Raw genomic sequence first — 25237 nt, forward strand, 5'->3', positions numbered from 1 at the left:
GTTTCATCTGTGTGCAAAACTTAATGCGACATCCAAACCGTCATTTCGCCTTTTCCTTTATTTCCCCATGCAAAATACGGAATCAATTTTACTGGTACTGCAGTTGCATCTTTGGAATTAAGCGGTTTGTACAAAGTTTTATTCCAAGAATTATCAGATTTTATGACCGCTTCTGCATCAATGCTAACTAAGTTTCTATTATTGAGTGTGAAGTTGTTAGTCGTAAATTTCGAATTCACATTTAATGCAATATCATTTACACTTGTTTTTGCAGGAAGCTGATCTGATTCTAAACAATAAACCAGCGGTCCCCTTTTTACAGCTATTTGATTTTTAACTTCTTCCACCAAAGGATTGGCTTCCATTAATTCAACCGGCATCGGAAGATTCAATTCGATCACATCTCCTTTTTTCCATTTTTGATTTAATTTTAAATAAGTACCGGAAACGATTTTTTCATTACTCTTTGCATTATTAACTGAAACCGAAGCATTCTGACTCCAGCCCGGAATTCTTAAAAAGAAATTTTGCAAATCTTTTGGAGCCTTTACAATCTTCAACGTTATTTTTCCGTCCCACGGATAATTGGTTTGCTGTTCGATTTCGATTTCTTCTCCGTTTAACGATTTTGTTTTCAAAGAATTACTTCCGTATAAATTCACATACAAACCTTCTTTTGAAAGATTGTAAGCATAATTTCCAACTTCGGCAATTGTTCTGGTTACATTTGGCGCACAACAGTTTGATAAGGCAATATAACCTTCACGCTCATTTCCCCATCTTTGGTGAAACGGCAGATCATTAGAAACATTCAGCGGATTATTGTAAAGGAATTTTTCTCCTTCTAAATCCATTCCGGAAAGTACACTATTATAAAGTGCCAACTCTACAATGTCAGCATATTTGGCATCTCCGGTAATTTGAAGCATTCTCCAGTTCCATAAAACATTTCCAATATTGGCACAGGTTTCGGTATGAGCTGTTGCATTTGGCAATTGAAAAGGTCTTCCGTACGCCTGGTGAATTTTCTGTACTACCGTTGGATCGTAAGAAGTTCCGTCTGGCGAAACGCCGTCATACAAAGAACCACAGCCTCCTGTAATGTACATTTTACGATACGTTACATCATCCCAAATCGATTCCAGATTGTCTAAGAGTTTCTTTTCTCCTGTTTCGGCGTATAAATCGGCAACTCCTGCATACAGGTAATTCGCTCTTACCGCGTGCCCCATGGCAGTAGTCTGTTGTCTAAACGGAATGCGATCCTGATTGTCGTCGGTTCCATCATTTGTAGTTCCTCTAATGTCAATCAAATTATTGGCAAGTTCCAAATATTTCGGATTTTTGGTCGTTCTATACATTTCGACAATTCCCATATAATGTGAAGGACAAATCGCATTTCGAGCCAGTTCCGGCGATGCTTTTTTGTAGAAATCATATAAGAAATCGGCAACGCCTTTTGCGATATTCAAAAAGTTGGTTTTTCCTGTAGCGCGATAATGAATACAGGCTGCAGTCATTAAATGTCCCATATTGTATTTCTCAAAACCCAACTGTTTTTTTACTTCTTCCGGTCCTAAAGTCCCCCAGCGTTCATCGATTAAAACGGGTGTATGAATGTAGCCGTCTTTGCGCTGTACTTTCGCGAAAAGCGCAATAGCTTTGTCCATTTCCTGATCAAGTTTCTTGTCTTTTGTAACGGCATAAGTGGCTGCCATTCCTTCAAAAATCTTGTAGAAATCACCATCATGAAACGAAGGTCCTTTAAAAGTTCCTTTGCTTATACCTGCTGCAATTTCGAAATTTTTGTAAGCATGCGAAATCTCATCGTTATGATACAAGTTCCACATATAAGGCAGGGTGTTTTTGGTTTCTACATCAAATTGTTCTTTCCAGAATCCGTTTGTCCATTTTACATCTTGTAAGCCAATGCTTTGCAGTTTTGAATACGGACTTTCTGAATTCGCAACCAAACCTTTGTTCTGAGACAGTAATCCAGAGCTAACAAAAAACAAACTAAGGGAAACATTTAAAAAATTTTTCATTTTATAATGATTTTTAACCATATAAGTAATATAAGTTCATTTAAAACAAACTTTCTTAAACTTGAAATGCATAAGATTAAGTCTATCTTATAATTTCTTATATCACTTATATGGTTTACTATTTATTTTACAAAGAAATTAATTGTTCTGCTCATTGAATCTCCATCGGCATCTTTTACGGTTAATACGAAAGAAGCGAATCCTTTTTCAACGGTTGTAAACTGAATTTCTTTTCCTTTTAAAACTACTTTTCCATTTTTAAGATCAGAGAAAGTGTAGACAGGTTTGTTTTCATAACCTTTGAAATAATCTGTTGCATCTAAAGTTTTCTTTTCTCCTGAATTCACAAAATAATGAGGTGTTGACAACCAATCCAGATAATTATCTAATTGCGTAAATCCGTCTTTATCATTATCCTGATTTGCATCTGAAAAATCTCCTGCTTTTGAATTTTCGTTTAAACCAAAAGCTTTTTCCCACCAGTTTGGCAATCCGTCATGATCTGTATCCCAATCTGATGGGCGTGTTTCTGAAGCAAAATTTGGCCATCCACCTGCATCTTGTTCGCTATCAATCATTCCACCAAGACCGCTTTTACTTCCTTTATAAGTGAAAGTTCCTTTTAAAGTTTCATCAACAATTCGGTTATCGTGTTTGTCGAAAAAAGGCTGATTTGCACCAACATCAGAAAGTACATTTTTATAAGCCGCTTTCGCCGATTGCGTTTCTACATACGAAGGAAAAAATGGTTTATCTACGAAAGTTTCATATTCTACTTTTTCATTATGGCTTATAGTAGATTTTCTGCCCTTATCCTGAGATTTTTCATCAAAATACCCCGGCATAATATTTCCATTAAAATAATAACGTTGCATTCCTTTTCCAACACCTTCATGCTGAGCATTCAACGCCACAAATATTTTAGTTGAAGCTCCAGGTTTGTAATAATTGTTTACAAAATTCACCTCGTTTGCACCACCGTCTGTAGTTCTTTGTCCCCAATTGTAAACCACATTATTGGTTATATCCAATCGGCCGGTATAATAACCGTCACCGTTTAAACCTCCACCAATACTCCAGTTACGACCGTAATTATGAGCCAGTAAATTATGGTGAAAACTACCAATATCACCGCCAATTGTAGCAGCAAATCCGTGCATTTTTCCAACCTCATATTTATCATGCCCAGCCACATTTAACGCCTCAGAAATTAAAGTTCTTTGTAAAGTAATATGATGCGCTCCGCGCGAACTAAACGATTCATCTATCGTCCAGCTGATGGAACAGTGGTCAATAATACTATAATCAGCACCTGTTAATCCCATTCCGTCAAAAGTAGTTCCGCCTCCAATTCTCACTTTCAAAAAGCGCACAACACCATCATTTCCAGTCAATCCAATTGGCGCCCTGCTAATGGTAATTCCTTCGCCCGGCGCTGTCTGACCCGCAATAGTGATATAAGGCTGATTTGCCACTAATCGTGAAGCCAGTTTTATATTTCCTGAAACATTAAAAACAATCGTTCTCGGCCCGATTTCCTGATTGATAGCATCACGTAAACTTCCTGGTCCGTCGTCATTTAAATTGGTTACTTCGATTACTTTTCCACCACGTCCACCAACAGCATAACGGCCGTAACCCTCTGCACCTGGGAAAGCCAATTGTGCAGGTTTAAACGACCACACATTTCCTAAAGTTACTTCTCCATTTGCATCAACTTCATCCACTCTCCAGTAATACGTTGTTCCTGAATATAAATCAGAAACCGTAAAACTTTTATCAGTTAATTTTCCTTTGAATTCTTTTGAAGCTTCTGTTGCATTTTCTACCGCATTTTTATCTTCACCAAAATACAATTTATGCGCTGCCACATTTTTTACAGCATCCCATTTTAAAGTTAGAGTTTTTCCCACTTCTACATGTTCATCGCGGTTTCTTGGTTCAGGAGTACGTGCTTGGTTCATCAGATTTGGCGTATCAATTTCAAAACCATTGATCACGATTTGTTTTACAACATCAGGATTTGAAGTTGGATCAATTTCAAAACGAACAATTACATCTTTGCCTTTTTCGGCATTAAAAGTGATATACGCCATCGTAGCATCAATTTTAGCATTGGCTCTCTGACTCGCATTTACCGTTTCCTGAAGTTTTCCGTTTACGAATATTTTTATCGGAGAAAAAGTTTTTCCTGTAATGACATCAAAAGCGTTATGAAAAGTTAAAAGTGTGTGTTTCCCTGCTTTCAATCCGCTGATTTTCAATTCTAAATTTTCAGAAGTTACTAAACCGTCGCTTCCTAATCTGTTGTAAAACGGAGCACTCATTCCAACTTTGTACCATTTTGAAGTAAAGTTTCCTTTTAGTTTAAATGACACATTATTAAAGGATTTAGCATCTTCTTTTCCTTCGTTGATTACCCAAGAATCATAACTCGGATCATGAACTTCTTCTAGTCTTCTTTGAAAAAAGTCAAAATCGATTTTTACTATTTGTTTATCAGTATTCCGAGCTGATTGTGCTTGTCCCGTTTGTGGTCAAAATCAGCGACAAAACAGCAGCGCTTATTAATTTCTTTATCATTTTGTTTGGTAATAGTTAGTTTAATTTTGTTTTTTCTGCTTCAGATTTTCCTAACAGATTTATAATGTCTTTTTTTCTTTCTTCCGGAATAACTTTTAAAACCTTCAATTCGCCATTCAGGAGTTCGGCTTCAATTGTTGTATTTTGTTTTGCATGTAATTTAAAATGTACGTTCCAATCTTTTGGCCAGGCTGGAAAGAGATAGATTTTTCCATCACTTTCCTGCAAAAGCATTTCCTGCATGCCAATCATTCCTGAACCTCCCCAATTATGATCTGGAACCCAGTCAAATCCTGGTCCCCAAAAGGCAGGGAAACGTCGGTCTGAATTGGCCATTTTTAAGGTATTGTATTTCGCAGCTTCTTCTGTTAAACCCAAACGTGCTGATAAAATATTGTCTTGTTTCCAGCCAATATGACTTCTAAATTTTAAAGCATCAGGATCGTATTTCCATGTGTTTAAAGCAGTTTCCAAATCAGGTTTTCCAACTCCGTAAATTCCCCACGGATAAACAGGATACAATTGTGGTACTTCCGAATTATTCACTCGTTCCCACGTTTTGGCAGGAAGTAAAACTTTATGATTTTCAATCTGCCCGAAATTTAAAGGCGGGATTCTATTTTGAAATCCTTTTAAATATTCGGCATCTTCTTTGGACAATTCTTTTGCAGAAAGGTTTAAAAGATTGGCTGTAATAACTTGTAAAGCCGAAATGGTACTATTGGCATTATTTGCCATTTTATACGTTTCTGCTCCCGAACCTGGAAAAAGAACCAATTTACCGTTTCCGTCCAAAGCTTTTCTACCTCTTTGTTTCGCTAAATATTGATAATGTTCATCAAAAAAACGAAGACAGCTGATTATAAAAGCATTGTATTTCTGAATATCTTCTCCAGCATATTCTTTTTGCTGTAACATCATTTGGCAGAATTCAAAAACCGTATCCCATTCATATTCCAGCCACGCATTATATTCCATTCCGGGATCGTAATCTGCAGGACGTTTCCATTCATATTCTGCAGGATTTGGTAAACCGAAATTTTCCAATTGTTCTGTAAATGATGCACCATTATGATTCCAATATACTTTGCTTCTTAGTTCGGCATTTTTCTGGAGACTCAAATAATAATCCAGCTGTGATTTCATCATATCAAAATCACCGCTTTTTACCATCGGAAAATAAACCAATCTTTGATTTTGAGCCGTCATGGTTCCTCCTCCCCAATTCCTGAAATCAGGTGTAAAATCTAAATCGGGATTTGTAAAAACGGGATCAACGGTAAACAATCCGCCGTTAAATTTTGTTGGATATTTTCCGTAAGCATTACAGCCGAGCATATATCGAAACAGCTGATAATTCTGTCCGATTTGATAAACCGAATCTTTATCGTTAGATTGATTTTTTTGCGTGAAAATAAAACTGCGGTTCCAGAAAGCATTCCACCATTTTATCGTGTTTTTTTCTGCTTGTTTCGAAGAATTTTTATTGGATGAAATCTGATTTTTTAAGCCCTTATCCCAAGTTGAAAGATCAGATTGATTGGTATTTAAATAAATTTCTAATGTATGTTTTTTGGATGCTTTTATACTCGTTAAATTAAAACCTTTAAAATCTGTCGATTGGTATTTTCCTAAGTACGTTCCGTCAGGTTTTAGATTATCACCCGTCATAAATCCCCCGAAAGTTAAATTTTTAAGTGGATTCAGCAGTTGTTCTTTAACCGATTCCATTTTTTGCTGTTTTACCGCTACATCAAAAACGGTGTTTTCTCTGTTTCTGTGATAGAATTTTATGCCGTTATTTTCAAATGAAATCGAATCTTTATAGGTAATAATATCTCCCTGAGGCGCCCATTTATAAGAATTGGCATTATTGGCTTTTCCTTTTGAATCTCGGTTTTTATAACGCCAGCTTTCATAAGAAGCTGTCATTTTTAATGCATTTTTACTTTCTAGATCAACGTGAATTATCGGCTTAAAAACATCAACCCAAAGTTTGATTTTAGTGTCATTCTGGCCAACTAAAACATATCCGTCTTTGAGTTTCAATTCCTGATGAAAACCTTCTTTTCTAGCAAAAGGATTTGGACTTAAAGTCACTTTTACTCTTCCTAATTTCAGCAAAGTATTGTGTTCGTCAAAAGTACCACTTCTTGAAAAATAAAAATACAAATCGCCTTTTTCTACCCACACATTCATGCCGATATCACCGCCTCCCAAAGGCATTGATTCTGATGAATTATTGCTCTGCGTATTCCAAACTTGATTGTAATTTTCGAGCACAGGGACTTGTGCTTTAAGGCAAAGCGTTGTGAAGACAAGTATGTATTTTATGTATTTCATTTTTTTTCAATTCTTGTTGTCATTCCGATTTCTATGATAAAACCAAATCTTTTTGATAAGGGATTTGTTTTTTTATTACTGCAAAAACTCTATGAATTATTTTATTTCTCACAGCATTCAAAACACTCATTTTGTTCTTTCCTTCATCAATTTTTCTATGATAGTATTTGCTTAAATCATTATCCAAACGTATTGCACTCATTGCTGCCAGATGTAAGATGGTTTTGAGTCCTTTATCTGCAAGCATGGAAACTCTAGGTCTTCTTTTTAATGATGTTCCAGATTGAAAATCGAATGGTACAACCCCGCTGTAACAGGCCATTTTTCTTGGATCTGTTATAACCGTAAAACCTTCTGTTTTTGATAATAATGTCCACGATAGAACTTGGCCTACTCCTGGAACTGATTTTATCAGTTTCTGCTTCTGGCTTAGACTTTGGTCATCATGGATTACTTTTTCAATATCATTTTCAATAGCTTTAATTTGTTCTTCAACACTTTTAATGAGTTTTACATTTAGACTTTTTAGTTCTTTATCCAATCCAATGCCTTTCATTAATTTATAATCATGCTGCTGGGCCATAAGCTGTTTTTTAATTTTTATCCTTAAAGCTCTTTCGGTCAATAGTATTTTTATCTTTTTGATAGAGCGAGAACTTGGCTTCCATTCTCTATTTTCCTGATAATTTTTCTCAATGAAATTACAAATCCTCAGTGCATCGATTTTATCATTTTTGCCTCTGACAAGACCTATGCTTTTTTTGATATGCAGAGCTGATATGACATAAACTCTAAAATTGAATTTCTCAAGCACTTCAAAGAGATTCCAATTGTATCTGCCTGTGTTTTCCATACCTATAATCACATTTTCATCTGAATATCTTTTGAAAAAACGTTTTATAACCTGAACGTTGTTCTCAATTGAAAAGTAATTTACAGATTCTTCCTTAACACAAATATCCAAAGTCTTGCTGCTGATATCAATGCCGACAATAATGTTTTTCATAACTTTGCTTTTACGATTCAACAATGATTTGAGAAATTCATCATAAGCTCAACTCCTTAATAACGGGTCACTAGCCCAAATTTCTATCTGAGTCTTTGATGAAAGGGAAGCTAAAGTCTTAATCGAAATATGAGTCACAAGCTCTGAGGAACGAACAGTTTACTTTTGCTTCCTTTCTCAATCATAAATCTACTTAAATTTCAAAAAACAAATCTAAAGGAGGAACGAGGAATCTCACTCGTAACCATAAAGATTTTCAATTCTGTTGCGGAATCTCTTGTGTGATTTCTCCTTCGTCGAAATGACAAACTAACGTCTCATAATTCATAATTAACAATTCACAATTATAAATCACCATTCATCTGTTCTAAAAGAAGAAACCGGCAAACCGCCTGCACTAAACAATTCCGCTTTTGCAAAATCCTTCCATAAATAACGGATAGCAACTGGTTTCTTTACTTTATCCGAAGTTAGAACTACTGATTTTCTTCTCACTACCGTTTTTGCCGGATAGAAAACTTTGTCTTCTCCTGCTATTTCAAAACCAGTTACTTCTTTATCATAAGAGGTTATTCCGTTCGCTACATCATCAAAAGAAACCGTAACCGCTCCGTCTTTTATTTCCATCGATTTGTATTTCGGGCTTTCGAACTCGAAACCTTCGATTCCGTAGGTTTTTGCCAAAGCTTGAAATGCCAGTCGGTTTCCTCCTTTTTCTTTATCCATTGGGTGAATATTGTTTTCTTCTCCAACATCCATCAAAACTGCCATTCCTGAATTCGGAATTTCCTTTGAGGCTTTAAACTGCGCCTCTCTCAAATAAGCCGAATTGTATTTCTCCAAATAATCTTTTGGATGGAAAGAGGCATAATTAAACGGCGCAATCTGAGCGTAGTAAAAAGGGAAATCTCCTTGTTTCCACAAAGCTCGCCAGCTTGAAACCATTTTTTTCATTAAAGCGGTGTATTCAGATGCTCTTTCGTAATTCGATTCTCCCTGATACCAGATACAGCCTTTTATTCCGTAACCAATTACAGGCGAAAGCATTCCGTTAAATAAAGTTGTTGGCACACGGTTTGGATCTTTTGCCAACTCTTCTTTTATGGTCGGAATTTTAGCACTGGCGAAATCTTTCAGCATTTCCTGATTCATCCACGCTTCCATGCTTGAACCTCCGTAAGAAACATGGATCAAACCAACAGGAACGTCTAAAACTTCCTGTAAAAGCGAACCAAAATACCATGCCGTGGCACTAAAATTAGAAGTTGATTTTGGCGAAGCAACTTCCCATTTTCCTTCAAAATCCTTGAAAGGTTCTAAAACAGTCGCACGGGGAATGGTGATTAACCGAATATTTTTATTGGTTGATCTTACAATGATTTCGTTTCCGTTTTTAACCGGCTGTCCCTGAAATCCTTTCAAAGGCATTTCCATATTCGATTGTCCGGAACACAACCAAACTTCTCCGATTAACACATTTTTGATGATCACCTTTTCGCTTCCCTCAGCAACTTCAATTGTAAACGGACCGCCAAATGACGGTGTTTGCAAAGCTGTATTCCACTTACCAGAGTTGTCTGTTTTTACCTTGTAGGTTTTAGAATCCCACGAAGTTTTTACTACAACATTAGCGTTCTTTTCTGCCCAGCCCCAAATTGGTGCGTTAGATTTTTGTTGCAACATCATGTTATCAGTAAACAAAGCCGGCAGTTTGATTTTGGCATTGATTTGAAGGGTTGCTAAAAGCAAGAAAATCACAACAATATTTTTTTTAAAATTTTTCATTTTTTTATTTTAATCTATAATTTACAGCCTTAAATCCATTGTTTCAATCTAATCGTTCATCGGGTTAAAACCCGACGCTACAATATATATCGTTCCTCCGGAACTTTTACGTTACACACTAGAGCCATAGGCTCAAAACATATTATAGGGCTGGACTTTAGTCCAGTTTACAATCCAAAAACATTTATTTTTCTTTGACAATACTTACTGGCCCCAATAACCCTGCTTTAAGCAACGGTTCTCCTTCTAAACGAAATGGCGCTGTTGTCCATGTCAATCTCTCTTCTTTTGGCAATTTTTGATCGCCAATTAATCTATTTGCCCAAGTATTTGTGATTTTAATTTCTATTGTATTTTTTCCTTTTTGTAAAGCTTTTGAAATATCAGTTTTGAAAGGGAAAGTCCATAATGTTCCACAATCTTTTCCGTTGATTGAAATCTCGGCGATATTAGAAATTTCACCCAAATCCAACCAGATTTTATCTGAAGTTTTTCCTTTCCAAATAAAATCTTTTTTATAGCTGACAGTTCCTGAATAATACTTAATCTGATCATTTTCAGAAGTGCTCCAATCAAAAAGTTTATTGATTTTGATTATTTCTTTTGGCCCTTTAAATGCTGGATCAAATTGTAGATTCCAGTTTTCATCTAAAGTCTGCACTTTTTCAAATTCAGAAAATTTTGTTTGAGCTAAAACTTCTTTTGTTTCTTCTTTAAAAATTACAAAACCAGATTCGTTAGCCTCTAAAATTATTGAAACAATTGTTCTGCCATTTTCGATTTTCCAATTGGTTAATTCCGAAATTTTATCGGTAACAGGATTGTACCATTGCGGAACTTTTCCAGCTATTCTAAACGACGCATCAAATGCTCTTTTTTCTCCTTTTTGATTGGAAATAAAGTAAACATCTTCAGTATTCGATTTGCGATGTGCCCACGCTAATGTTTCTGAATCTGCTCTGTTTAAATTTGGAAAAGAGATATCTTGTGTAATTCCAATTGAAGCAAAATCATTTCCTAAATAAGGCAATTTGATAATCTTTCCTTTTCCGATTTTCCATGTTGATGAATTAGCATTATTCCAGATTTCATCAATTACATTCTGCCATTTCTTTTGGTCTGTTTCTGATTGGATTCCTGGTAGAATATTTGGTTTTTCATCCACAAAAATTGTAGCTCCGTCTTTTATCAATTGCAATATTTTTTCAGCAGCAGCTAAAGACAAAATTCTGTTTGGTGCCATTTTGTGACTTCCCGGAAAGAATAAAGCTTCATATTCAATTCCACCATCAAAAGAAATTTTTCCGTTTACCACTTTTGCACGATTAATTAAAACATCGGCGTTGAAAGAATCATATTGATAGCCATTTAACGGATTAATCCATTGTGATAAATCGGTAATATTTTTAGAATAGGTAACCTCTCTTGGCATTTTAGCCGTTAGCTGACCCTCATTTTCTAAACGGATTTTCTCGCTTTCTAATCTTGCTGTACCAAACACATTTGGAATAAAAGGCACCAAACGATCCGGCACAAAAGAACGTGAAGGAAAATCTTCGCCAATAAAAACTGCAAGATCAATCACAGGTTTTCCTTTCTGCAACTGAAACTGCACTCTTTGACAATACTCAAACCAAGCCTTTCCAGGTTTCCACCAAGTTTGGTCTCTTTGGAAAAAAGTTCCAATATCGTCCAAAGTCATTCCCGGTTTTCTGTCTGTCCACGGATTATGAACAAAAACGTGGTAAAACAAACGGTTGATTCCTAAAGCATAATTGCGGTCTGCAGTTGTTTTCAGATTTCCGGGATGTTCATCCCAATCCATTCGCAAAGCTGTAAAAGATTCTGCCTGAATAATATCTTTTCCGTAAATATGTCCACCCGAAATGGCATCTACCATATCAAAAGGTTTATCATGAGTTGGGCTTTTCAGCCAAAATTCACCTCCGGGATAATCGACATATTTATAATGCAGCAAAGCATCACTCATCATGGTTGGCGCAACGTTTTCTGAACTTAACTTAACGTTATTTTCTTTTGCAATCTGAGCGACGGTTCCGTAGAAATTATCAGCTACTAAATCGGCAATGGTTTTTCTGACATCGTATAAGACTTTCTCTGAGAAATCGGCACTTTCTATCGGGATTCCTGCCATAACTGGAAGATATTCTACAAGATCATAACCACGTCTCTTTTTAAACTCAGTCTGAAAAACAGAAGACCAGTTTTGGCTTCCGCATTCCCAGCTGTCAAAATGAAGGATTTCCAGAACTTTTGAAGCCAGTTCTGGACCAGCCGAACGAACTGCTTCACCAAACCAATGATCCAGCTGAAAACGAATTAATTCGGGATTAAATTTATCTACTTCCAACCCTTTTCCTGCTCCGCCAGTTGCATTTTCATGTCCTGTCGAAGTGTGTCCCATTCGGATAATTTTCCATTTCCCCTTTGGCGCTTTCCAATTCAGATTTCCATCAGCATCAACAAATTTGGAAATATTAATGATTTCTGATTTTTTAAATGACTCTGAATTCGGAATCTGTTTGTCTGTAGTCTGTGGAGTCAAACGCCAAATTGCGCCTGATTTTCCTTCGTAATTATTTATTAATGACTGATTCGAAAGTGTTATTTTACTCACTTTCAGGTTTTGTTTCCATTTAGCAAAATCCAAATCTTCTGCTCCCGGTTCTGTTCCAGTTGGATCATAAACAAATCTGAAATATTTTGCCGTAACAGGCGTAATAGTATGTGTGTTAGAAAAATCCATGTTCTGCCAGCCGTGACGAGGTGCGATCATTCTTTCGTGAAATCTAAAATTGATTCCATCATCACTCACTTCTACAATCAGACGCTGTGCCTGAAAATCTCTTCCTTTGGTTTCTATGACAATTGATTTACAGGTAAATGGCTGTGCAAATTCGTATTGAATCCATCCTTTTTCTGCAAACTTGAAATTTTCATCTTTTTTAGGATCAGCCAAAAACGAAGCATCAGTACTGTTTGATGTCGTTACTTTTGGCAGTTGCATCTGCGAAGTAATTTGATATTCTTTAATAGGAAGGGCAAAAACTGCAATGTCTTTATAATAGTCTTTGTAATGTTCTGGAACTGGCAGTTTTGAAGTCGCCTTTTTACCTCCTAAGATTTCTGAAGTTGACCAGACTACTTTCTGCATCGACATTTCAGGTGTAATCCACGGCCCACCTGCAACGGCAAATCCGTCAGCTCCGTGAAAAGCCAATTTCAAACCTAAACGATCTGCTTCTTTAAAAGCCCAATGAATCATATCCCAAAATTCAGGACTCAACTGTAAAACTGGCGGATCTATCAATGGCGGATTTACTGGCCCTTTAATAGTCATCAAATAAGCCCCCGCAATTCCAGCTTGTTTCATCGCTTCTAAATCGGCTGTGATTCCTGCTTTAGAATAAGCCGATTTCATCCAATACCAATATACCCAAGGTTTTGAGGATTCGATTGTTGGCTGAAAAAAGTTATTTTCTTTTTTATTGATCTCTTGTGCGGAAACGAAGCTCGCCAAAAGGAGGATAAAAAAGAGGTGTTTTTTTTGAAACATTATTCTTTGTTTTATTTCGTTTGTAAACCCGACAGGTTTTGAAAACCTGTCGGGTTTGATATATCGCATTTTTTTGTCATTTCGACGGAGGAGAAATCACACTAGAAAATCCACAAAGTTACATCTCCAATCTTTGTCGATGTACGTGTGTGATTTCTCCTTCGTCGAAATGACAAACTGTACTTTTTAATTCTTAATTTTTAATTATCAATTAATACTTAAATTTCTTCAAACTATTTTCTAATTCATTTTTTGAACCGCTAAATGGCGTCAAATAAAAACTATATTGATAATCTCCTGATTTAATTTGGTATTGCTCTATTGGCTGTGCTACAATTGTCCAGCTGTCATTTCCTCCCACTCCCATCTGCATTAAATCGATGTTTACCGTTAAAAATCCTGGATCTTTCAGATCGTACGTATGACCTGCAGAACTTAAGTTTTCCTGTGTATACGGCCACGCGCTCATGCTTAAAACTTTGGTATCGTTTACCACTAAAAATCCGTTGTTTTTCTGCGGAGTAGTCAACGCCATCCATCTTACATCGCATCTATTTCCGTTTTCCTGTGGTTTTGGGTAATGTTCAATAAAATCATTTATTGGCAGTGAATATTTCCCAACAAATGAACCGAAACTTCTGTCGCTGTAATTTTCCAATTCTCCTTTTCCGTACCACGAAATCTGATCGAATTTTCTTTGCACTCCCATCTGCATTCCGATTTTTGGAATGTTTGGCAGTTTGCTTGATGCTTTTAAACTGTAATCTACTTTTATCAATCCGTTTGGTAAGATATTGTAGACCACATTCACGCTTGCGCTGTCCTTTATAATTTCGTAATCGCTTGTAATTTTAATTTCTGAAGCCGATTTGTCGATTATAATATTTACCAATTTTGGTTTTGCTTTGTACCATTGTTTTAACAGCTTTTGCGATTTCCAACCTCTTTTATCGTTGTCTGTAAGCGGTCTTACGAAATTAGGAAGCAATGGTGCAAAAACCTGTTCTTCGCAATTAAAAATATACGAACTCAAAGCTCCGTTTCCTTTGTTGATGTTAATGTCGAAATTTTTTCCTTTGATTTTAAAATCAGAATCGGATTCTGAAACGTTTAAAGCCTCTTTTTTAGTTTCAGGCGAAACCGCTTCTTTCTTTTGCAGCACAAATTGATCTTCCGCGACAGCGTAACCTTTTGAAGCCCAAAGCTCCTCTTTTGAAAGCTGGAATTCTATATTCAAAATATACTCGGCACCCCTTTTCATTTTTGGCAGATACTGACTTACATTTAAAGTTGTGGATTGTCCAGCTTCTACTTTGAATGGTTTTAATATTTGTGTTTTGATTACATTTCCGTTTTCTAAAACTTTTAGAACCGGAATATAATCTTCTAAAGATTTAACGGCCTGACGGTTTTTAATTTCTAACTGATTTCCGTTTAAAGTGGAAACCGCTGGCTGATAAACCCATTTATTCTCAAAAATCGATCCTTTTGGTTTTCCGTTAGAATCTACAATTCCTTTTGTATTGAAGTTTCCGTCATGGTATTTTTCGCCAAAATCTCCTCCATGGGCAAAATAATTCTGACCTGATCTTGAATCGAATTTTACCAATCCCTGATCTTTAAATTCCCAGATGCAACCGCCGATAACTCTTGGAAGTGAACGGAATTCATCCCATAATTCTTTTAAATTTCCAACGGAATTTCCCATTGCATGAGAATATTCAACGAAAATAATAGGCCTGGTATCTTTCTTTTGATCGACTAAAAATTTCGGAGTAAAAACGCCCGGATAAAAACGGCTGACCATATCTACATACGAATCATCCTGCGGATTTTCGAATCGGTAAGCGTGATCGATTGTTTTAGGATATCCCGGATCCAGCGGATCGATGTAACCGTCTAATTTCGCATTTCCCTGCGCTGGTTCGTAATGCACGGGACGCGTAATGTCGAAATCGTGAACCCAACCCGACATGGCAGCGTGATTTGGCCCTTTTCCGCCTTCGTTACCTAAACTCCACATCACAACTGACGGATGATTTTTATCTCTTTCTACCATTCTGATCATACGTTCCATATAAGCATTTGTCCAAAGCGGATCGTTGCTTAATTTTCCGCCAATCCCATGTGTTTCCTGATTGGCTTCGTCCATTACCATGATTCCATATTGATCGCATAATTCGTAAAAATAAGGATCGTTTGGATAATGGCTTGTACGTATAAAATTGAAATTGAACTTTTTAATCGTGGTAATATCTTGTTTGATATCTTCTCTCGTAACAGCTTTTCCTCTTGTTGGATGATGATCGTGACGGTTTACGCCATACACATAGGTTTCTTTTCCGTTGATGAGCATTTTACCGTTCTCCTTTGAAAATTCAATCGAACGGAAACCTACTTTACAGCTTTTGGCTTCGGTAATAGTTCCATTTTTATCTTTTATCGAAATAACCATCGTATATAAATTCGGTTCTTCTGAACTCCATTTTTTCGGATTTTTGATGGTTTCCTGAAAGAATCCAAAACGAACATTATCCAGACGAGGATAACTTTCGTTGATTAAATCGATTACGGGTCTTTGAAGCGGTTCTTTGAAAATTGGCTGATTATTAGCATCGTACAATTGAACATTCATCGTATAATCTTTGACTTTTTCTCCTGTAAGATTCTCCACTTTCGGACGCAGTTTGAAAATCGCATCGGTATATTGTTTGTCTAATTTGGTTTGAACAAAGAAATCCTGAATGCGTAATTTCGGCTCTGCCATAATGAAAACTTCACGCTGGATTCCGCTCATTCGCCAGTGATCCTGATCTTCCAGATAAGAACCATCTGCCCAGCGAATTACCTGAACAGAAACAACATTTTCACCTTCTTTTAAATAAGGCGTAATATCAAATTCTGATGGCAGAAAACTGTCTTCTCCGTACCCTAAAAATTCTCCGTTTAACCAAACCTGAAAACCTGAACTTACGGCTCCAAAATGCAGTGTAACCGTCATGTCTTTCCAGTTTCCCGGAACGGTAAAACTGCGTTGGTAAGAACCAATTCCGTTATAATCTTTAGGAATATAAGGCGGATTTATTGGTCGAAACGGATAAACGGCACTTTTGTAAATTGGATTGTCGTAGCCTTTCATTTCCCAATTAGATGGCACTTCGATTTTATCCCAGCCCGAAACGGTACTTTTATAGAAATCTTTTGAAGCTTCTTTAAGGTTTATGGCATATTTAAAATCCCAATCGCCATTCAGCATCTGGATTCGGCTTTTGGTTCTGTCGCCTTTTAGAGCGTCTTCAACAGATGTATAGGAATAAGCAGTTGCTCTCGAAGGCTGTCTGTTGATGCTCGTAACCGTTGGATCTTCCCAAGGTGCAAATTGGTATTTTTTATGTAATTCTGGAACTCCTGCCGGCTCTCCTGTAACGGATTGGGCGTGGGTTGTGTAAGATGTTAGAAGTAAGATTACAGTCAAAAAGTCGAAAGTCAAAAGTCGAAAGTTGAAAAATGGAATTTTATATTTTGATTTTGACGTAAACATTGGCTTTATATTTTGTTTCATTGTTATTGCTTCAGATGTCCCTACGGGACATAAATGCGTATTATTTATTTTTTCTACCGACCAGTGCCTCCTAACGGAGTCTTTTTCATCGTTTATTTTTTGCTAAGAGTATTAGTGCACTTCATAACTCATAACTCATAACTACTTTTTAACCTTTACTGGCGGAGCCACAAAAATCAATTTGCTTTTTCCTAAATCTTTAGAAGTTGCGATTGCAATTCCTCTTTGTTCCGCTTTGTTAACCGCACAATAGAAATGATAAACAACACCATCATGTTTTACCACAAATGATTTATGCGCAAACAAATCGTCATAAGGTTCAGAAGATTTAACCAAATCATCCCCTTTCCAGTCTGTCCAGTTTATTAAATCATTTGAAACTGCGAAGCGGTTAAATGCACCTTGGTTCCACCCTGTCCAAAAAGCTCCAAAATAGAACATTACCCAAGTATCATTTATACGCTGAATATAGGCATCTCCCGAAATTCCTTTATGATGATTGATTAATGGTTTATCGCCATAACGCTCCCAATGTTTCATGTCGTTTGATACCGCCATGGCAATACGTTCAGCACCTTTAGCAGGATTTATACTATCTCCTCGGGCATTATAATACATGATAAAATCGTGTCCTGTCAGTTTATCTTTATCACGAATCACACTGTTTTTATACATTGTGCTATTATCCCACCATTTTGCATCTTTGTCCTTTGGCGTTAAAACCGGATTTTCTAATCTTTGAAATTCGTGTGGTTTTGTTGGTGCTTCTTTCGTATACGCCATTCCGATTGATAAAACGCCTGCTTCGTAACCTTTGCTGTCTCCGCCAAAATAACTCATCCAGTATTTATCATCGTATTTTTCCCATTCGTAACTTCCACCCCACGTTGGGTCTTGTAACGAAATATATCCTGCTTTTTGGTTGACATCCCAATGTTTTTCATTTTCTGAGAAAGACATTACTTTTCCTAAATGTTTCCAATCTAGAAGGTTGTCACTTTCTGCTAACCAAGTTTCGTAACCTCTACCGTCGTAAATTAAATACGTCATATACCATTTGCCATCTTTTCTGAATACACTCGGGCAATCCATTTTATATGAGTTGTCAGTCGGAACCATCACCAAACCGTATTTATAAGGCGTTTTGATTTCTTCGTAAATCTCCTGCATTACGGTGTCGTTGATTTCTCTTTTCTTGTACTTGGTTGCACAGCTGGTTATGGCAAGTGCTGAAATAGTTAGAATTAGGTATTTAAGTTTCATTTTTGGTTATGTTTTTTTGCCACGAAGGCGCTAAGGCTCTAAGTTTTATATTTATTCTGTGGACAATTTAATCTCGCAAAGTCGCAGAGTCGCAAAGTTTCTATATTCTATATTCTTTATTCTATATTCTTTACTCTATTTCTATGTTCTAAAATCTTGCTTCTTGCCTCTTGCATCTTCCCACTCTCTCTTCTATTTCTTCAATTCTTTCAAACGAGACTCCATCACATCTTTATTCAATTTTACTTTGACCATTCCTGTTGGATGAAATCTTCTTTTCAAATCGATTGCATTGTAAACTATTGTGTAAACATCATTTCCTTCTGGGATCAAACATAAAGGTGTTCTCATAATATCCCACCATTTATCGACTTTGGTTTCTATTGGAAGATAATGCGCTTCTGTCCAATTTATTCCGTCTGCTGATAATGAATAGGCAATCATATTTGGTAAATGATGTCCCCATCCGTCTGGTCCTCCGTCAAAAATAGCAATGTACAGACCGTTTGGTAGCTGACTTACAATTGGATTTTCAACAAATTGTGGATGCATCGTTTTAATAGGTTCCAAACCTTTGTTCATTCTTGTCCAAGGTCCTTCTAAACTTTTAGATTCGGCTAAAGCCACAAACCAGCCTTTTCCCGATTTTTTCGGATAATCGGCCCAAGAATTAAACGGATACGCCCCGCTGTAAAATCCGAAATATTTATCACCAACTTGATAAGGAAAAAACGAAGCGACTCCCTGACGACCTTCCCAAGGCTGAGAATCTAATCCCGGTTCCATAATAATTCCCATATCTTTATAAGGTCCTCCTATTCCGTTGATGCCATCTACAGTTGATTCACATCTCCAAATTCTTCCAAATGAATGATTTGGTTCTATTTCTTTACTAACCGTATAAGCCAAATAATAGCCGTACCATTTGTTTGCCTTTTCGTTAAAAACCGGCATATACGACCAAATTGCGGCACGGCGGTCATTCATCGGGTTATCATCTTCGGTTACGGCGTAAGTTCCGCTTGCTTGGTAGATTGTGGATTCTCTTTTCCAAGTAATTGCATCTTTACTAGTCCAATGTCCGATTCTGGTTTTTACACGATCATAATAATAATCAACACCTTTTTCTCCTGCTCTTTCGGTTGGAAACATATGATAGGTATCGCCGACTTTCACCACACGTCCGCCTTCAAATCCACCCTGAATTCCTTCTGTTCCAGACATTCCTTCGTCAATAACGGGTTTGTTTTCTCCACCGATAATTTCGAAAAGTGGTTTTTCATCTGAAAATCCTTCTACAATGAAAGTTGGATTCCACAATTTTCCGTCTGGTAATTTTGCATCTCTAGCATTCAACTGCTGATCGATTTTTAAAACTCCCAAAACAGTAAATAATCCTTTTTGGTTTGGCAAAATAGTGTGAGTTCCTTTTCCGTACGGAATTGCATAAACATCAACAGGCGGTAAACCTGTAATGGTAACTCCGTTTGAAAGGATCTCATTATTATTCCCGATTTGATTTACTTGCAGATATTCTGCATTTTTATCTTGAAAAACACCAACCAAAACAGTTACGGGTTCTTTAAATTTTAATTGTAATGGAGAATTGGTTCCGTTTTTATATTTATCCAAAGGAAGTTCAACGCCTGTTAATCCTTGTAATTCTGGAGCTAAACGAACGATATTGTGTTTGCTTCCTGAAAATACGTGCGCGTATTGTGTGGTTTTGAAAGTTCTGTAATTGGATTTTACAACTTCAAAGGAAGCAGGTTTCCATGCAGTATTTTGTGCTGAAACTTGAATGCAGACAGTTAACAGCATTAGAAAAGCTGTTTTTAATTTGAAATTGTATTTTGTGTTTTTTGAAAACATTGGTTTTTTATTTTTTTATGAATTCTGAATTCCCTCAATCTTGTCATTTCGACGAAGGAGAAATCTTCGCGAGAAACTCTACAAAGTATTGACGATATTCTATGCGGAGCTACTTGTGAAGATTTCTCCTTCGTCGAAATGACAAATTGGACGTTACAAACTATGAACTAAGAACTAATTTGCTAATCACTAAGAACTTAAATAGCCCTATAACTCACTTTATACTCCACATTCGGTTTTACAATCAATTGATATTTATTTTTCGTTAATTCCTTAATCGTTCCTGAATTGGTTTTTGGTTTGCTTGAACTTTCAATAATCAATTTTCCTTCTCCTTCGCCTGCTTTTACTTTAATCTCTTTGGTACTGCAATAGATGGCAACTTCGCCGTTTGGTGTTGGCACTTTTCCTTCCATCCATTTTAAACCACCAAGATTTGGTTTGATTTCATATTCTGAATAACCCGGTTTTATAGGTTTTACACCTAGATAATATTTCCCTAATAAGTAAATCGGACTTGCTCCCCAAGCGTGGCAAAGGCTTTTTCCATAAGGACGACCGTACATCGTTAAATGTTCCGTTCCTTTTTTGTTTGGATTGTATTCTTCCCAGAAAGATGTCGCGCCCTCATTCAGCATTCCGCCCCAATAGTCTTTCATTTCTTTTAAAACGTAATCCTGTTCACCCATCGCACACAACGCTTCCAACTCGTAAAAACGCATGTATGGAGTTGTAATTTGAAGAACATCTTTATTGAGCAATACCTTATTTTTTACGCTTTGTTTTTGTTCTTCATTAAAATAATTGAAAAAAATACCGAACATATTAGCGTATCTGGTTACAATATTTTGGATTTTACCATCGATACGCTGGTGCTTCATCACATTTTCTTTTTTATCCCAAAACACATCAAATAATTTGGTTTTCAAATCATCTCCTAATTTTTGATATTCTTTTTGGTCCTCACTTTTACCAGCAATTTCAGCACTCACCGCCATGGCTTCAAGGCTTCTGGCTAAAAGCATTTGCTCAAAACTAACCTCACCCGTTTTTGGCAATCCGTCTGCCCAATCAATAAAAACCCAATCACCTTCTAAAGGTTCCAGAAATCCGTTTTTGTTTCTTCTTTCTAAACAGAAATCCATAAGCGATTTCATTCTTGGGTAAAAAGTTTTAATGAATTTCGTATCGCCTGTATGTAAGTAGTAATCGTAGACACCCACAAACCAATACAGCGAATAATCCATGATGATATTCACGTGAGCCGTTACAGGATCTTTTCCACGAAGTGCTAACAGCGTTCGTTCTACAGAAGCCGAATCAAAGAATAAATAATAATTCATTAAATAACTTTGATAAGCATCGCCAGACCAAACCCAGCGGTCACGTTTAATACCGTCAATAAAAAATTCGCGAGAGGTTAAATGCATCGTGTAAGCCGACACGTCCCAAATTTTATTCAATTGTTCATCCGATGATTTGAATACACCACGGTAATCTAATGGCAAATATTCATAAAGCATCGAAATAGAGTCATATTTTACACCTGCATCTGCTTGAACCTGAACATAGCGGAATGCTTTCGATCCGTCATGTGTGTATGTTTGAGACTGCTTTCCATCAAAAGACAAATGATCTAAAGTTTCGCATTTAGCAGAATCCAGCGCTTCTTCGCGGGATTCGCCATAATACAATGCTACTTTACCTTTTCCTTTTAAGCCATGAATTTTAATATAACCAAAAGTTTCTTTACCAAAATCAACCAACTGCCCAGCTCCTATTTTTTCTGTTTTCTTTGCGCTTAAAGGTTTAGTCGTCAGTTTAAACTCAGAAGGTTTGTTTTCTGGTGAATTAAAATTCCAAGACCCAACAGGTACCCAAGGTGTTCCAGATTGCTGTGCTTTTCCAGTTTCATCGATCCAGAGTTTATCTTCATTGGTTACTTTCCAAGAAGCATTAGATTTAACATATTTCCCATTAATATAAATAGCCGGCAACACTTCCTGATTGTAAACTTTAAAAGAAATTTTGTGTTTTCCGGCAGGAATTTTTATTGATTTTGGCTGTCCATAAATCTGAACGCCATCTAAAAGTAGTTGAAAAGGTCCTTCAGAAAAGATTTTTGCCTCGTCTGGTTCCGGAATATCTACTTCTGTTTGAAAAGTTACTAAAGCATAAGGACTGTAATATTGCCAAAGTGGCGGAAATACGGCTTCACGTTCTGTACGTCTTACCTGCATTTTATTGCTTAACCAAACTTCGAAATCGCCTGGATACCAGATCCATGTCGCTTCTTTTGATTTTTCTTGAGCTGATGATAGCGAACAACAAAAAAGGGCAACAAAAAGAAGTAAAGTCTTAAAAATGGAAAAGCGGTTTAGCATAGTAAGTTTATTTTGGGACTAAAGATAAGTGTTATCTTTACATTTCACAACCTGCACTATCCTGCTAATTCATAAAAAACACTACTTTTTGATAATTTTTTAAGGGAAAAATTATGGGTTATCACTTTTTTAGTATTAAAAAAAATGATGTTACAATTTTTAATGGGACGCGGATGAAAACAGATTCGCTTATCGCGAAGACGCAGATGAAACGGATTTTTTTTAAAACACATAGAAACATAGTCTTTCTGTGCGCGAAAAAGGCGTTTCACTTATTTAAATGCACATAGCTATGTGTTAATGAATAGTCATTTTTTAACCATCTCTATTTCTTTAAGCATGTAAAAAATCTATGATTCTATGTGTTTAAAAAATAAAAAATCAGCGTCAATTCGCGTCTTTACGAAGTAAATCCGTTTCATCAGCGTTCTAATCTAAGCAATCAGCTTTTCAGATTCATTTTCATCTTCTAAAATATAATTAGAAGGTGTTGTACCTAAATGCTTTTTAAACATATAAATAAAAGCGCTCGCCGTTTCGTAACCTAAATCTAAAGCAATTTCTTTTATCGATTGTTTTTCGCCCAATCTTTTAATCGCTTCTAATAGCTTCATTCGGGTACGCCAATCGCTGAAATTCATTCCTAATTCTTTTATGAATAAACGTGATAAAGTTCGACTGCTCATAAAAGAAAGTTCGGCATAATAATCAATGGTTTGTTTACTCGAAACATCACTCATTAAGAGTTCTACAACTTTCTGTAATCTTTCGTCATTTGTAGTAGGCAAAAAGGTGGCACTTGGCATTATTAAAGCCAATTCATCTAAAAAAACATAAATGATTCTTAATTGTGATTCTGTTAAATTTCCGCTTGTTCCAAAAGAAATGATTTTAAAAACCAATTGTTTTAAAAACATCGGAATATCAAATGAAAAACTCTTCTCTGGCAGTCCTGCAATTGCAGAAGGATCAATAAAGACGCTGTAATAATTTACATCTTTCTGAAAAGTAACCTGATGCTCTACTCCGCTTGGAATCCAAAGGCCTTGCAACGGATTTACCACCCAAATGTTATTGCCAACGACAACGTTCATTACACCGCGAGTTGCATAGATTAATTGCGCTCTCGGATGCGAATGTGAGATACACATTTCGTTATTAACTGCTTCGGTATAACCTATAACTGGGATTAAGGAATCTACTTTGTATCCAAAATCAGTTGCTACTCTATATGTCCGATATTGACTATTCATTGTCCAAATATAGCAATTTTGACATTCTTATTTATTTCAATTTTGTAAAAAATTAATACAGCTGTAATTTTCATTAATACCATTAACCTAAAAAACACTCATGGAAACCGTTAAAGTACAACCAGAAGTAATTAAAAAAACCACGTATTCAATACTTTTTATAATCAGCTTTTCGCATTTAATCAACGACCTTTTACAAGCTGTTGTTCCTTCAATTTATCCACTCATTAAAGACAATTTCGGACTGAGTTTTACTCAAATCGGAATTATCACTTTTACTTACCAGATCGTAGCTTCAATCCTGCAACCATTTGTGGGAATGTATACCGATAAAAACTCTAAACCTTATTCGCTGATAATCGGAATGTGTTTTACAATGATTGGGCTTTTCTTAGTTTCAATTGCTACAAATTTCACTTTCTTATTAATGTCAGTGAGTTTAATCGGAATTGGATCTTCTATTTTTCACCCAGAATCTTCTCGTGTAGCGCATTTGGCATCGGGCGGTAAAAAAGGGTTGGCGCAATCTATCTTTCAATTAGGAGGAAACGCAGGAAGTGCGATCGGACCATTATTGGCTGCTTTTATCATCATTCCGCACGGACAAAGTTATGTGGCTTGGTTTTGTATTATTGCTTTGGTCGGAGTTTTTGCTTTGTATAAAATTGCTCTTTGGTATACAGCTCATTTATCTGAAAGAATGGCTAATAAATCAGCTCATAAAATTGAAACGCACCATTTATCTAAAAATCGTGTAATTGTTTCCCTAATTGTTCTGTTGATTTTAATTTTCTCTAAATACTTCTACATGAGCAGTATTACAAGTTATTATACTTTCTTTTTGATTGATAAATTTCATATTTCAATTCAGCAATCACAAATCTATTTATTCTTGTTCTCGGGAGCTGTTGCAGCAGGAACTTTAATCGGTGGACCAATTGGAGACCGTTACGGAAGAAAATATGTAATCTGGGTTTCTATTCTTGGAGTTGCTCCATTTACGTTGATGTTGCCTTACGTTTCTTTATTCTGGGTTGGAACTCTATCTGTAATCATCGGATTAATTCTTTCTTCTGCTTTCTCTGCAATTTTAGTTTATGCAACTGAATTAATGCCAGGAAAAGTTGGTTTAGTAGCAGGTCTTTTCTTCGGATTTGCTTTCGGAATGGGTGGTCTAGGTTCTGCTGTTTTAGGAAAAATCGCCGATGCAACGAGTATAGAATATGTATTTAAAATTTGTGCTTTCTTGCCTTTGATTGGTGTTATTACTGGGTTCTTGCCGAATATTGAAGGAAGAAAAAAAGCTGAAAAATAATTTAATCTCGCAAAGTCGCTAAGACGCAAAGTTTATTTAAATTATTATAATTCAATTACGTCCAGCTTTAGCTGGATGATAAATTAGTACAAAGCTCAAAAGGCTTTAGCCAAACTACACGTTTTTTGGCTAAAGCCTTTTTCTATTCTTGCTTTATACCTCCAGTTAAATCTGGAGGCAATTCATAAAAAAGCAGATAGTTTTCTAGATTGAAAACTATCTGCTTTTTTTTATAATCCTTTTCAGAAC

At 36.2% G+C, this 25237-nt stretch carries 12 protein-coding genes; 1 reads left to right on the forward strand and 11 read right to left on the reverse strand.

All coding sequences use genetic code 11. The annotated features are described in order from the left end of the window. Positions 1–20 precede the first annotated feature (20 nt). The 11 genes from M0M44_RS19445 to M0M44_RS19495 all read right to left on the reverse strand — a co-directional run bounded on the left by M0M44_RS19445 (position 21) and on the right by M0M44_RS19495 (position 23673). On the reverse strand, positions 21–2045 hold the full coding sequence (locus M0M44_RS19445) for an aceric acid hydrolase (RefSeq protein WP_248727191.1): 2025 nt from the start codon (positions 2043–2045) through the stop codon (positions 21–23). A 122-nt stretch (positions 2046–2167) separates the two neighbouring features. After that, a complete protein-coding gene (locus M0M44_RS19450) occupies positions 2168–4423 on the reverse strand; it encodes a pectate lyase family protein (protein WP_248727192.1) in 2256 nt (751 codons plus the stop codon). A 220-nt stretch (positions 4424–4643) separates the two neighbouring features. Further along, positions 4644–6971: a DUF5703 domain-containing protein gene (locus M0M44_RS19455; protein WP_248727193.1), complete on the reverse strand. Its 2328-nt coding sequence runs from the start codon at positions 6969–6971 to the stop codon at positions 4644–4646. 31 nt (positions 6972–7002) lie between these two features. Then, a complete protein-coding gene (locus tag M0M44_RS19460) occupies positions 7003–7977 on the reverse strand; it encodes an IS110 family RNA-guided transposase (protein WP_248726006.1) in 975 nt (324 codons plus the stop codon). Positions 7978–8328: 351 nt separating this feature from the next. Further along, entirely contained in the window at positions 8329–9762 is a 1434-nt protein-coding gene (locus M0M44_RS19465; protein WP_248727194.1) for a sialate O-acetylesterase, read from the reverse strand. Between the two features lie 184 nt (positions 9763–9946). Further along, positions 9947–13339 (reverse strand): glycosyl hydrolase, encoded by a 3393-nt coding sequence (locus M0M44_RS19470; protein ID WP_248727195.1) that lies wholly within the window; start codon positions 13337–13339, stop codon positions 9947–9949. Positions 13340–13550: 211 nt separating this feature from the next. After that, complete coding sequence (locus M0M44_RS19475; protein WP_248727196.1) at positions 13551–16901, reverse strand: glycoside hydrolase family 2 TIM barrel-domain containing protein; 3351 nt, start codon at positions 16899–16901, stop codon at positions 13551–13553. Positions 16902–17042: 141 nt separating this feature from the next. Continuing rightward, positions 17043–18164 carry a glycoside hydrolase family protein gene (locus M0M44_RS19480; protein WP_248727197.1) on the reverse strand — a complete coding sequence of 374 codons (1122 nt, stop codon included), beginning with the start codon at positions 18162–18164 and terminating at the stop codon, positions 17043–17045. A 192-nt stretch (positions 18165–18356) separates the two neighbouring features. Continuing rightward, entirely contained in the window at positions 18357–20036 is a 1680-nt protein-coding gene (locus M0M44_RS19485; protein WP_248727198.1) for a glycoside hydrolase family protein, read from the reverse strand. Between the two features lie 197 nt (positions 20037–20233). Next, entirely contained in the window at positions 20234–22420 is a 2187-nt protein-coding gene (locus M0M44_RS19490) for an alpha-L-rhamnosidase-related protein (protein ID WP_248727199.1), read from the reverse strand. A gap of 434 nt (positions 22421–22854) precedes the next feature. Further along, the gene (locus tag M0M44_RS19495) at positions 22855–23673 is read right to left on the reverse strand and encodes an AraC family transcriptional regulator (protein WP_248727200.1); all 819 of its coding nucleotides are present in this window, start codon (positions 23671–23673) and stop codon (positions 22855–22857) included. Between the two features lie 100 nt (positions 23674–23773). Here M0M44_RS19495 and M0M44_RS19500 point away from each other — a divergent pair, with 100 nt between their 5' ends. After that, positions 23774–24988, forward strand: a complete 1215-nt coding sequence (locus M0M44_RS19500) for an MFS transporter (protein WP_248727201.1) — start codon at positions 23774–23776, stop codon at positions 24986–24988. Positions 24989–25237: the final 249 nt, after the last annotated feature.

The sequence above is a fragment of the Flavobacterium humidisoli genome, assembly GCF_023272795.1.
Taxonomy (GTDB): Bacteria; Bacteroidota; Bacteroidia; order Flavobacteriales; family Flavobacteriaceae; genus Flavobacterium; species Flavobacterium humidisoli.